Raw genomic sequence first — 12,163 nt, 5'->3', positions numbered from 1 at the left:
TATTATGTAGTCTATTTGTTACAGCACCTGTGCTGTTTGTGAAGATAGTAAACTGTACCAACCTGCAACAGTTGGACGTTCTGCTAAATCTGCAAAAGTGATTTCTTTCCCTTCACGACGCCACTTCTCTACTAAACTCATAATTCTGACCGAATCAAGCCCTCTATTTAATAAGTCCTCATCAATATCAATACTCTCTACTGGCTCACGAAGTAGTTGTGCAACTAGTTCATGCACTTCCTGTATAATGATTCCTTCACTCTCATCACCTTTTACACTTTGTAAATCTTTTAACAGTAGGTTTGTTGATGTCGTTACTGCACATCTATTAGATGCATACTCCAATGCTTGTTTATGATGCTCTAGTGAAAAATCAGCAACTGCATCTGCTACAAAGAACGGCTCTATACCATCCATAAATGCTTCACAAGCTGTTAAAAGGCATCCAATATGCGCATAAATACCGCAAATAATAAGTTGATCTCTTCCTTGTTCATTTAAAATTTCTAATAGATTTGTCTTTTTAAATGCACTATATCTCCATTTTGTTAGGAATATATCATCCTCATCAGGAGTAAGTTCATCAACAATTTTCTTTTTATCTGGTCCAGCAGGAATACCGTCACCCCAAAAGTCTTGTAATAAACCTCTTTGTTCTAACGTTTGTCCACCAGGTTGTGCTGTATAAACAACTGGTATACCAAGTTCCTTACATTTTTCTCTTATCATTTTAATATTTGAAATAAGTTCTACTTTTGGTGATTCTTTATCGCTATATGCATCAAGAAAATATTCTTGCATGTCATGAATTAAAAGTACTGCACGTTTCGGGTCTGGTGTCCAATTCACTTTATTTTTTGGTAGTTCTGATTCAATTGGCATTTTATATACTGAAATAGATGGGATAGCCATCTAATCACTTCCTTCCGGTTTTTATTATTGTTTTACTGTAATAAGTTTTTCAGCAATGACTTTACGTAGTTCTTTTTTGCTGACTTTTCCGACTCCTGTTTGCGGGAATGATTCAATAAATTCAATTCGATCTGGAATTTTATAAGCCGCTATACCACGTTCTCTTAAAAACATTTTTAATTCACTTACTGCCGGAACTTGTCCGCGAGCTATAACAAAAGCACAGGTGCGTTCACCTAAATAATCGTCAGGCATAGATACAATTGCTACGTCATGGACCGCATCGTGTGCTAATAAATGATTTTCAACTTCTTCCGCAGCAACTTTCTCACCACCACGGTTAATTTGATCTTTATCTCTTCCTTCTACAATGATGTATCCTTGTTCATTTACTTTTACAAGATCACCTGTGCGATAAAATCCATCCTTTGTAAATGATCGTGCATTATGCTCTTCAGCTTTATAGTAACCACGAATTGTATATGGACCTCTTGTTAATAAACTACCTACTTCGCCAGGTTGTACATCGTTGTCATTTTCATCAACAACTCGTACTTCATCGAGTGCAGACATTGGTCTACCTTGTGTATGAATAATAATTTCTTCCGGATCGTCTAATCTTGTATAGTTCACTAATCCTTCCGCCATACCGAATACTTGCTGTAACGTACATCCAAATGTAGGGCGTATACGTCTTGCAACCTCAGCGCTAAACTTAGCACCACCTACTTGAATAACCTCTAGGCTCGATAAATTGGTATTACGAGAAGATGCAGCATCAAGCCAAATCATTGCTAATGGCGGAACGAGCGCTGTAATTGTAACTTTTTCTTTTTCAATAAGAGCAAATGCCTCATCTGGACTACCACCAGTTGCCAATACCACTTTTCCACCCGCATAGAAAGTTCCAAATGTCCCTGGAGAACTCATTGGGTAATTGTGTGCTACTGGAAGAACTGCCATATAGACGCTTTCTGCATTCAAATTACAAATTTCAGCGCTTACACGTAAACTATAAATATAGTCATCATGTGTTCTAGGAATTAATTTAGAAAGACCTGTTGTCCCTCCTGATAATTGGAGAAATGCAACATCACTTGGCTGAACTTCTGGTAATGAGACGGGATCCATATACAGATCATTTATGTTCACAAACTCTTCTTCTTCCCCCACTACAATTACACGTTGTAAAGTTGGCACTTTCTCTTTCACTTCTCTTGCTAGTTTTCGATAATCAAAACCGAGAGCCTTATCTGAAATAACGTAAGCGCTCGCCTCGCCAAACTCACAAAAATAACTAATTTCACTGCTTCGATGTGAAGGTAGTGCAAAGACAGGAAGCGCTCCAATTCGAAATAGTGCAAAACATATTTCGAAAAACTCGATAATGTTAGGTAACTGGATTACAACTCTGTCCTCTTTCTTTATTCCTAAATTCAGTAAACCTGCTGCTAAACGATCTGCATTTTTATCAAGTTCACTATATGTTATATGCTTCTTACCACTTACAACCGCGATTCGATCTCCATATTTCTCAGCCCGCTCTCTTAACACTCCTCCAAATGTTTCACCAAGCCAACATCCTTCTTCTCGATAATGATCGGCAAATTCTTTTGGCCATTCTGTATAACCTACTAGCATTCTTTCTTCCCCCTATTTTTCATTAAGTGAACTATCTCTTAACCCTAAAGCTTTTAGCATTGTTTGGAACTTAGCTGATGTTTCTGCTAACTCATCTTCTGGTTTTGACTCAGCAACAACTCCAGCTCCTGCATATAAACGCAGTGTATTTTCTTGTACTTCAGCACAACGAATTGTAACAATCCATTCTCCATCTCCATTTAAATCGCTCCATCCTAGCATTCCTGTAAAGAACTCGCGGTCAAATGGCTCAATATGCTGTATAGCCTCTCTTGCTTTTTCCATCGGAGTTCCGCAAACTGCTGGCGTAGGATGAAGGGCAATTGCTAATTGTAAAGAAGAAGTATTTGGATTCTTCAGTTCACCTTTCACTTCTGTAGACAAATGCCACATCGCTTCACTATGAATAACTGATGGCTTTTCTGGAACATGTAATGTATGACAATACGGACGAAGTGCAGCAGCAACCGCTTCAACTACTACCGCATGTTCATGTAAATCTTTTGGAGAAGAAAGTAATTCCTCTGCTCTTCTTTTATCTTCTACTGGGTCCTCACTACGTGGCCTTGAACCAGCTAACGGATTAGAAATAACTTGCATACCATTACGTGAAACAAGTAATTCAGGACTTGCTCCAATTAGCGTCTTACTGTTCTCTTTTTCATCTTTCGGTAAATTCACAGCAAATGTATAACCATGCTTATTATGTTCTGCTAATTCTCGCAGAAGTTTTTGCTTATCAATCTTTTCCGAAGATTTAACATCTAACGATCTAGATAGAACGATTTTCTTTAAATCACCGTCCTGTATTTTTTTAATTCCTTGCTTCACACCATTCATATAAACTTCAGGGTCTGGTACTGGCGTCATTTCAAATGTTACGTTCTCATTTGTTTCAAGCTGATTTGTTGTATCCAATTGTAAACGCTCAGAAATCCTACTATATTCTGGTACGATAAGTTGGACTTCTTTTCTACGATCGAATGGCAAAGCACCCACAACGATAGGATTTGGATTTCCAGCTTGTTTCGCATTACTTAATGTCGCTTGCACAAGCTCTGGGAAATTTTCAATTTCACGATGCTTTACTGTAGTAAACTCTCCTTCTGCTAATATAGTTCGAGTTGGTGAAGCGAAAAAGAATGAAGATTCAGTCTTATAATCTTCTAAAAGTTTTTCTGACAATTCTTTTACAGCTATATGTTCATTCATAATATAATAACCTCCTGAATTTTTATTAAACTCCTAACGTAGCACCGCCATCGACACATAAATTGTGCATTGTAATATGACTTGCTCTATCTGAGGCTAAAAATAACACTGCTTCAGCAACTTCTGAAGGTTGTGCAATTTTTTGTAATGGAATTCCGAGTCTATATGTATTTTGAGAACCAGTAATTATATTTTTAGCTCCATTCTCATCAGCCCATAGTAATCTTTGCATCTCAGTTTCAGTAGAACCTGGAGAAACTAAGTTGCAGCGTATATTGTATGCCGCAAGCTCTAGTCCTAAACATTTCATAAACATCGTCGTTGCAGCCTTTGACGCAGCATACGCTGCCATCTCCATTCTCGGCGTATTTGCCGCATTTGAACCGACTGTAACAATTGCCCCTGATTTTCTTAACATCATATTTTTACTTACCGCTCGGGACATATTGAAAACCCCTGTAGTATTTACAGAGAATGTTTTATTCCAATCTTCATCACTTAACGAATGAATTGGTCCCATACGTAAAACCCCTGCAACATTTATTAAAATATCTATTGGCGCTATTTCATTTGCAATATGATTTACCATGTCTTCAACAGCAGCGCTATTACTCACATCTAAACGAAACGTTTTCATACGTGTTTTATTTAATTCATTTTGATTTAAGAGTACATTTAACCCCTCTTCATTTTGATCAACCGCAATAACTGTGGCTCCTCTTTCTAAAAACATTTTGGCAACAACACTGCCTATGCCTTGTGCTGCACCTGTTACTAAAACTGTTTGCCCATCAAATTCCCCTAAGTTCATTTTCTCTATCCTTTCACATAAACATTAATTTCATTAAGTAACATGACTGATATTGATTTTCATTATCAGTCATGTTGTAAAAAATAATACACTTACTAAACTAATTGGTCAAGTGCGCATTACTTTAAAATCCATTTTATTGATAATGTTTTTCATTTACTATCTTACACCGAAATGATAATGTTTCTCAATAAACTTGTCAATCTTTTTTTATTTTTCAGATAAAGTATTTTAATGCTTCTTAATAAAATCATACCTAAACGCATTAAATGTACTTATATTATAAATAAAATTCAAACTCCTCTTTTTAAAATTGAAGAAGATAAACTAGAGATACGTTCATTTACAATGCTTTATGAAAAACTCAAGTATATATTTTCTCAATATTTTTCTGAAAATATATCTTACAAATACTAATGAATGTCTTCTTTATCATTTAAGATTTAATATATATTTCGAATATGATGTATCAATTTATTATATTCCAAATGGGTATTCCACTCACTTTTACATCTATAAAAATCACAAAAGTAATTTAACCTTGTTAAAATAACTCATAAAAAAAGCATCCTAATTAATAGAATAGGATGCTTTTTCGTAATCATAGTGTTATAGAAGATTTGTATACTTATGCTACGCTGCGATACTCTTCTTCTTGTTCTTTTTTCTGTTTAGGTGCTTGAATTAAAATTGCGATAATGAATGACACGACACATAATACACCGATCACCATGAACGTTGGTTTGAATCCACCTAGAAGTGCACCGATAAAGGAACCTGCAAGCGCCCCAAATCCAAATCCTTGATACACAATTCCGTAGTTCTTACTATGGTTTTTCATACCGAAGAAATCACCAACAATAGCTGGGAAAATAGTGATATTTCCACCAAAGCAAAACGCTACACTTGCTACACATACGAAGTAAATACCATAATTTAAATCTACAAAACTTAGAACTAAGACTGAACTCGCCATAACAACAAAAGTAACAGTAACGATTTTTAAACGCCCAATTTTATCCGATAACGGTCCTAAAATGATACGACCTAATGTATTGAAGATTGCAACCATAGCCACCGCATTAGCTGCTGTTGCTGCGCTAAGCCCTACAAGTTGAACACCAATGTCTTTTACCATACCAATTAAGTATAAGCCACTCATACATGATGTAAATAACATGATAAATAATAAGTATACTTGTTTTGTGCCTAACATTTCTTTCGTTGTGTATTCCTTAGTTTTTGTTTCATGAACTGCTCCTTGATCTGCAGCTTGATGGATTAAACAAGCACCAATTACAATCATAGTTGTAACAATTAAACCCCAGTATATAAATGCTTGCGATACACCAACTGATTCAATCAACTTTGCGTTAACGTATTTAAAGATTAAGCTACCTGAACCATATGCAGAGACAGAAATACCAGCAATTAAACCTTTACGCTCTGGAAAACACTTTATTAAATTTGATAGTGAAGTGATATATGCTGTACCATCTGCATAACCTACAACAACTCCTGCTAGTACATAAAGTAATATTAATGAGGACGCTTGTGAGCTAAGTATTAACCCTAGTCCTAATGCTAATCCAGCTATCATAATAAGTTTACGAAGTCCCCATTTTTCTTGCAATTTACTCGCAAATAAAGTTGAAAATGCTAAAGAAAGACTAGTAATTGAAAAAGTTATCGCAACAGCGTTAAGACTCCAACCGTATTTACTAACTAAAGGCTGATTGAATAAACTCCATGTATATATCGTCCCAAGCCCCATTTGTACTATGACTGTGCCAAGGACAACAAACCATGGATTAACAGTTGATTTTTTCATACCTTTCCGCCTCCTCTTTCTATTTCAATGCTATTCGCTAAATTTACTTTTTTTATGTTCATTTTGGTCACCTCTTTTGATTTGACACCTTCATTGTATAAGATGTTTCCGTTTATGTAAGCACTTACAAGATAGAGCGTCAAAAACATGGAATCAGTTACAAAAAACGAAGGATGAAATACAAAAAACTACTGATTAAATACAATAGAAAAAAATTTTATACTTCGATTCACCTTATTTTTTATAAAATCACAAATTTTTTTCCAATAAATAAAACTAAATATTCACTAATATATCTATCCGTGGTTTAATATATATAATAAAAAAATATTTCTGTCTTTAATGAGGAGGTACTATGAAAGCAAACGTAGGGGATACTATACTTTTTCAACGAAACAATTTAAAGATTACAGGATCTGTACTAAAACTTTATACTGAATCGGTCTTAGTTGAAATTACAAATGTAAGCGGTGGTACTTTTGAATTTGATCGAACAATTGTAAATCATAAAAACTATAAAGTTTTAAATACAAATACATAAAACAACACAAAATAGCCCCTGCTAAACAGCAGGGGCTATTTTATATAAAAATATTTCACTAGTTTATATACCCTAAAACATTAACAATCTTACTCGCTTTTAAATTGTTAATATGATAATAAATTTCTAAACCTCTTCTCTCTGCTCGTAACACTTTACCCTTCATTTTTGATAAATGTTGTGAAACAGTAGATTGCGGGATGTTCAGTAACTCTGTTAATTGTGTTACATTACAAGTTTTTCTTGTACTTAATTCATTTACAATTTGCAGTCGGATTGGATGCGCCATAATTTTTAAAATATCTACATCTTCTTCTGAAACTAAAGTTTTTTTCATTTCACTTGTATATGTTGTCATAAGACATTCCCCTTTTATATGAATTCCATTTTTATAAGATCTATTTCCAAAATTTTTAAAACCCTCGATTAAAACTTTCATATAGAAATAAAAGGATTTTAAATTTTTGAAAACAGAACTTACATTCACTTTATTTATTTGGTACATATACATAATACAATGTTAATATGTGCTCTATGTGAAGTTCGCATAAATTTGTGATGAAGATTTATTTAGCCACTCGCATCCTACTCATCTAATTACCCACTTCATAAAATCATCAGTTATTTTAACACATTTTAGGCCTTTGTATATACTATTTATAAAACAACTTTTATAAAGGGGGATTCATATGCCTACAGCGTTACAAGAAGAAGTCGAAGAAGCACGGGAAACATATGTCAGTCGTATCATCTTAGTTGGAGGATCGACATTATTTTTAGTAGGCGGGGTTATATCGGCAATTTCAGCTTTTAAAGCTTATAATCGGTTGGAGAATACGCCGCCTTCTACAGATAATTCATAGATATTTTATAAAATAAAACGTCGCCTCCAATATGAAGAGACGACGTTTTATGATTCATACATATGACACTAAAAGTATCGATAGATTCCCTACTCCATTTTCTAAGCTTACTTCACCACAAACCTAGTCTGACTACACCCATCCTTCTGCTTCGTTACTTCTAATACAGCTGGCATTGCGTTTTTCAATTCTTGTACGTGTGAAATGACACCGATAAATCGGCCTGATTTTTGTAAGTCAATTAAAGCATCTACTGCTTTCGTTAATGATTCTTCATCTAATGAACCGAACCCTTCATCGATGAACATCGTTTCGATGGAAATACCACCTTCATATGCTTGAATGACATCTGCCATCCCTAGCGCTAGGCAAAGTGATGCGTTAAATTTCTCTCCGCCGGAAAGTGTTTTTACATCGCGTGTTTGGCCAGTGTATGCATCGTATACATCTAAGCCTAATCCACTTTGACGGTTTCTTTTTTCAACTCGTTCACTTCGTTTTAAATAAAATTGTCCATTTGATAATTTACGTAGTCGTTCGTTTGCGATTTGAACGATTTGTTCTAAATACTCAATTAAAATGTAACGTTCAAATGATATACGGCTCTCGTTATCACCTTTCATTACTTCATATAAGTCAACAAGTTCTTGGAAGGCTTTTTCTTCCTCGTGAATTTGTTCGTCAATACTTCTAATGTTTTCATGTAAATCAGAAATATATGTTACCGCATTTTGCGCACGTTGACGTTTTTCTTTAATTATATCGAGATTAATTTCTAGTTCTTTTATGTGTTCACCTAAAGATGTAATTTCCATATACTCTTTATCTTTTAATTCTGAGTTTAGCTCTTCAATTTGTTTTGCAAGCACTTCAAGAGATGAATAATAACCTTGAATTTCTTTCTGTAACATCTCCATCTCGGCATCGCTTAATTTGGCTTCTTTATACGTGAATTGATCTGTAAATCCGCTTTGTTCTAGCTCTTTCATAAAGCGTGCGAAAGTCTCTTCTTTCTTCAATTTTGCACTTTCAAATTGATTAGAAGCACCTTTCTGTTCTGCTTGAATACGTATATTTTCATTTTGCCAATGTTGATACGCTTCCTGCACTTTCTTCCATTCGTCCTCCATTAACCTAAGTTCGTGCATAGCTTGGTCAAACTGTGCTTTCCAAGCTTGTACTGTTTGCAAGTTTTCTGGAATATTTCGTTTATCATGTTCATATGACGTACGAAGTTGCATGCACTCCATTTCTGTACGGTGCTGCATTATTTCTACTTCCCGTTTTTGTTTCTGAAGTTCTTCTATTCTTTCTTCTACGCTTTTCATGTTCGCAGCAATCTGCTTACGTGTTTCTTCACTTGCTTTTAACGTATTAACGTCTGCTGCTAATTGTTTTCCTTTTTGAACAAGTACACTATATGTTTCAACTAATTTTTCGGAGTTATAGCCACGCTTCACAACTTCTTCTATCACTTGTTCATATTGTAGTCGATAAAAATTCCATTTCTCCTCTACTTGCACATGTAATTTTTCAGCAATGTTCTTCTTATCTCTTAAATCGTTTAACTCTTTTTCATCGATCGCATTACTTTGCTCTGTAGCTTTTTGCGGATGATTCGTACTACCACATACCGGACAAGATGCACCGTCATGTAAATGAAGAGCTAATATACCAGCTTGTTCACTTAACCAACGGCGCTCCATGTTTTCATATGCACGAACTACCACGTGCATTTTATTATTTGCCACTTCTTTTTCTTGCTCGAATTTTTGTTTTTCTTGCCAAACATCATATGCTTGCTTTAAAACTTTTGCATCTTCTCGCATATTCGTTAGTTCTTCTACTTTAGCTACATATTGCTCAAGTGCTTGTTCTAATTGCTGCAATTCATCAGACATTCTCTGTTTTTGGCTTGTATGCTCTTCTAGTTGTTGATCCAACTTTTGCATACTTTCTTTTAATTTCCCTATTTGAATTTCGGCATTTTGTAAATTCAGCTTTCTCTCAGCTAATGATTCAATGATTGCTTGTAACTCTTCTAATCTTTGAACAAGTTTTTTAGCCTCTTCTCGTTCAGCTTCTTTATTCTTTACTACTTCATACTTCTCCTGAGCAAGTTCAAAGCTGTTCATTATCTGTTCTTGTTTGACGATTATCTGTTTTAACAAACTTTCAGCTTTCTGCTCATTTTGCATCGCTTCTTCATACCATTGTTCAAATGGTAATAAGCGCTTTGCTTGTTCCGCACGTTTAAAGGATTTTTCTTTCCTTTCAATTGCTGCACGGTTCTCTTGTAAAGTGTTATATTTCTCATTCTTTTGTTGTAAATCTATAAATTTCTCATTTACAGATTTTGCTGCATGAAAACGTGTTTCTGCATCCTTTAATTGCTTCGTTTGAACATCTTGTTCTACTTGTAATTGCTCAACCTCTGCCTTATACACTGTTGTTTCTTGTTCTAACGCTTCTACTACTTGATGCGTATTTACATGTTCTTGTGCCGCTAATGTCTCTAATAATGCTCCATCACGGATTGGTAATTTAAAAACATTACGGAAATAGAGCTCTCTCTCTTTTTGTTTTTCTTGTAAAACATCTTTCCATTGTTTTCTCTTTTGATCAAGTAACTCACGCATTAATTTATAACGATCCGTTTTAAAAATACGACGTAAAATCTCTTCTTTGTTTTCCGTCTCAGATGTTAATAGTTTTCGGAATTCACCTTGTGGTAACATAACAATTTGACTAAATTGATGTTTACTTAACCCAATTAAATCTTCCACTTTTTTGTTTACGTCTGTTACATGAAAACGATCGACGGCTGGAACGTTTTCTCCATCAATAACTTCATATAATTCTACTGCATGTCCTGTAATGGTCTTATTCCCTTGTTTTTTATGTCCAAGTTGTCTTTTTATTTCATAGCGTTTCCCTTTTAATTGAAAGGTTAGTTCTACACTTGTATAAACATCATCATCAGCAAATTGACTTCGAAGCATGCTCGTATCACTACGTTCTTCTCCACTAGCCTCACCATATAACACATAACAAATCGCATCAAAAATCGTTGTTTTTCCAGCTCCCGTATTCCCAGAAATAGCGAAAATACGATGTTCTCCAAGATCTTCAAAATCGATTACTTCTTTCTGTTTATATGGCCCGAATGCTGTCATAATAAGCTGAATCGGTCTCATCCTCGTTCACCTTCCCGTTCTTGCACTGTTTGTAATACATCTATAAATAGGCGTTCTTTCTCTTCTGATAAATCTAACCCTTTCATTTCTTTATAGAAAGCCTTTAAAAGAGATAAATCATCCGTTTTATGTCTTGAAACCGTTACTTCATTTGTATCTGTGAGTTCTCGCCTTTGCATCGCTCTTTCAACGTGCATTGCATTTGGATATACAGATCGTATTTTCTCCATTGGCTGTAAGACAGGGTTTTCATCTAATAATTTTACAAATACGTAATCTTCACTTACTGGGTGCTGTAATAATTCATCTATTTTCGCTTCTACTGTTCGCATTTTACGACGTGGTGAAAGTAACCTTTTTTCAATTGCTACTTCACCAGTTTCATTCAGTTCTACAATGTAATAACCTTTTTTATGTTTCTCTTCAGAAATTGAATAGGCAAGTGGTGAACCTGAATATCTAATGGTCTCATTACGTACGAAATGCGCTTGATGTAAATGTCCAAGCGCTGTGTAATGAAACTTATCAAAATAATGACTATTTACATATTCAGCACCACCAATTGAAAGTGGTCGTTCTGCATCACTTGTATTCTCCTCCGCTTCTCCTGAAGAAGTTACAAATGCATGTCCAACAAATACATGTCTAGCTTCTTTATCCATTGTTTCAGAGAGCTCATTCATAAAAATGCGCATCGCATCATCATGAGAACGTACATCTTCATTTTTCAACACGTGTCTAACTATGCTTGGGTCTGCATACGGTATTAGATGGAAGTGAACCTCTCCATATTCATCATTTAGTACAACAGGTTCATACGGGAATTGAAATTGGCCTGCAATATGTAATCCCTGTTTTTTCATTAAACTACTCCCAAAATGGATACGATCCGGACTATCATGATTACCAGCTACTGCAATAACTGGTGTTTGTAAATCAATAACTATTTTTTGCAGCACATCATTTAATAAGTCTACTGCTTCTGTAGGTGGAATTGCTCGGTCATATAAATCCCCTGCAATAATTACAGCATCTGGTTTTTCTTCTTCAACAGCCTGTACAAACTGATCTAATACAATCTTTTGGTCTTCAGTCATATACACGCCATGAACAAGCTTACCTAAATGCCAATCCGCTGTATGAAATAACTTCATA

Annotated in this window: 10 protein-coding genes; 2 read left to right on the top strand and 8 right to left on the bottom strand. The window is 35.0% G+C overall.

Annotated elements, in window-relative coordinates; translation table 11 throughout:
- Window positions 1–18 precede the first annotated feature (18 nt).
- The 5 genes from QCI81_RS25440 to QCI81_RS25420 all read right to left on the bottom strand — a co-directional run bounded on the left by QCI81_RS25440 (window position 19) and on the right by QCI81_RS25420 (window position 6,407).
- Window positions 19–912, bottom strand: a complete 894-nt coding sequence (locus tag QCI81_RS25440) for an isochorismatase family protein (RefSeq protein ID WP_001007257.1) — start codon at window positions 910–912, stop codon at window positions 19–21.
- 24 nt (window positions 913–936) lie between these two features.
- Complete coding sequence (locus QCI81_RS25435) at window positions 937–2,553, bottom strand: (2,3-dihydroxybenzoyl)adenylate synthase (RefSeq protein ID WP_023521871.1); 1,617 nt, start codon at window positions 2,551–2,553, stop codon at window positions 937–939.
- Window positions 2,554–2,565: 12 nt separating this feature from the next.
- Window positions 2,566–3,765 (bottom strand): isochorismate synthase DhbC, encoded by a 1,200-nt coding sequence (gene dhbC, locus QCI81_RS25430; protein ID WP_001002072.1) that lies wholly within the window; start codon window positions 3,763–3,765, stop codon window positions 2,566–2,568.
- Window positions 3,766–3,790: 25 nt separating this feature from the next.
- Complete coding sequence (gene dhbA / locus QCI81_RS25425; RefSeq protein ID WP_001048438.1) at window positions 3,791–4,576, bottom strand: 2,3-dihydro-2,3-dihydroxybenzoate dehydrogenase; 786 nt, start codon at window positions 4,574–4,576, stop codon at window positions 3,791–3,793.
- A gap of 628 nt (window positions 4,577–5,204) precedes the next feature.
- Complete coding sequence (locus QCI81_RS25420) at window positions 5,205–6,407, bottom strand: L-lactate MFS transporter (RefSeq protein ID WP_071730138.1); 1,203 nt, start codon at window positions 6,405–6,407, stop codon at window positions 5,205–5,207.
- A gap of 355 nt (window positions 6,408–6,762) precedes the next feature.
- Between QCI81_RS25420 and QCI81_RS25415 the strand changes: the two genes are divergently transcribed.
- Window positions 6,763–6,948 (top strand): YkvS family protein, encoded by a 186-nt coding sequence (locus QCI81_RS25415; protein ID WP_000646793.1) that lies wholly within the window; start codon window positions 6,763–6,765, stop codon window positions 6,946–6,948.
- A gap of 58 nt (window positions 6,949–7,006) precedes the next feature.
- Here the strand turns inward: QCI81_RS25415 and QCI81_RS25410 are convergent, their stop codons facing one another.
- Window positions 7,007–7,306: an ArsR/SmtB family transcription factor gene (locus tag QCI81_RS25410; RefSeq protein WP_000214794.1), complete on the bottom strand. Its 300-nt coding sequence runs from the start codon at window positions 7,304–7,306 to the stop codon at window positions 7,007–7,009.
- 331 nt (window positions 7,307–7,637) lie between these two features.
- Here QCI81_RS25410 and QCI81_RS25405 point away from each other — a divergent pair, with 331 nt between their 5' ends.
- Window positions 7,638–7,811 carry a hypothetical protein gene (locus tag QCI81_RS25405; RefSeq protein WP_001141668.1) on the top strand — a complete coding sequence of 58 codons (174 nt, stop codon included), beginning with the start codon at window positions 7,638–7,640 and terminating at the stop codon, window positions 7,809–7,811.
- A 107-nt stretch (window positions 7,812–7,918) separates the two neighbouring features.
- Here QCI81_RS25405 and QCI81_RS25400 read toward each other — a convergent pair whose 3' ends face one another.
- Complete coding sequence (locus tag QCI81_RS25400; RefSeq protein WP_071730137.1) at window positions 7,919–11,008, bottom strand: AAA family ATPase; 3,090 nt, start codon at window positions 11,006–11,008, stop codon at window positions 7,919–7,921.
- Window positions 11,005–12,162 carry an exonuclease SbcCD subunit D gene (locus QCI81_RS25395; protein WP_000765150.1) on the bottom strand — a complete coding sequence of 386 codons (1,158 nt, stop codon included), beginning with the start codon at window positions 12,160–12,162 and terminating at the stop codon, window positions 11,005–11,007. The genes QCI81_RS25400 and QCI81_RS25395 overlap by 4 nt, the downstream gene beginning before the upstream one ends.
- Window position 12,163: the final 1 nt, after the last annotated feature.

Origin of the sequence: Bacillus cereus group sp. MG20, from assembly GCF_040459885.1 — a bacterium.
Lineage (GTDB): Bacteria > Bacillota > Bacilli > Bacillales > Bacillaceae_G > Bacillus_A > Bacillus_A cereus.
This window is presented reverse-complemented; position numbering and strand designations above follow the sequence as displayed.

Coding starts and splice junctions, on each gene's coding strand:
- QCI81_RS25395 (WP_000765150.1), bottom strand. CDS start 12,162: ATGAAGTTATTTCATACAGCGGATTGGCATTTAGGTAAGCTTGTTCAT.
- dhbA (WP_001048438.1), bottom strand. CDS start 4,576: ATGAACTTAGGGGAATTTGATGGGCAAACAGTTTTAGTAACAGGTGCA.
- dhbC (WP_001002072.1), bottom strand. CDS start 3,765: ATGAATGAACATATAGCTGTAAAAGAATTGTCAGAAAAACTTTTAGAA.
- QCI81_RS25435 (WP_023521871.1), bottom strand. CDS start 2,553: ATGCTAGTAGGTTATACAGAATGGCCAAAAGAATTTGCCGATCATTAT.
- QCI81_RS25415 (WP_000646793.1), top strand. CDS start 6,763: ATGAAAGCAAACGTAGGGGATACTATACTTTTTCAACGAAACAATTTA.
- QCI81_RS25440 (WP_001007257.1), bottom strand. CDS start 912: ATGGCTATCCCATCTATTTCAGTATATAAAATGCCAATTGAATCAGAA.
- QCI81_RS25400 (WP_071730137.1), bottom strand. CDS start 11,008: ATGAGACCGATTCAGCTTATTATGACAGCATTCGGGCCATATAAACAG.
- QCI81_RS25420 (WP_071730138.1), bottom strand. CDS start 6,407: ATGAAAAAATCAACTGTTAATCCATGGTTTGTTGTCCTTGGCACAGTC.
- QCI81_RS25405 (WP_001141668.1), top strand. CDS start 7,638: ATGCCTACAGCGTTACAAGAAGAAGTCGAAGAAGCACGGGAAACATAT.
- QCI81_RS25410 (WP_000214794.1), bottom strand. CDS start 7,306: ATGACAACATATACAAGTGAAATGAAAAAAACTTTAGTTTCAGAAGAA.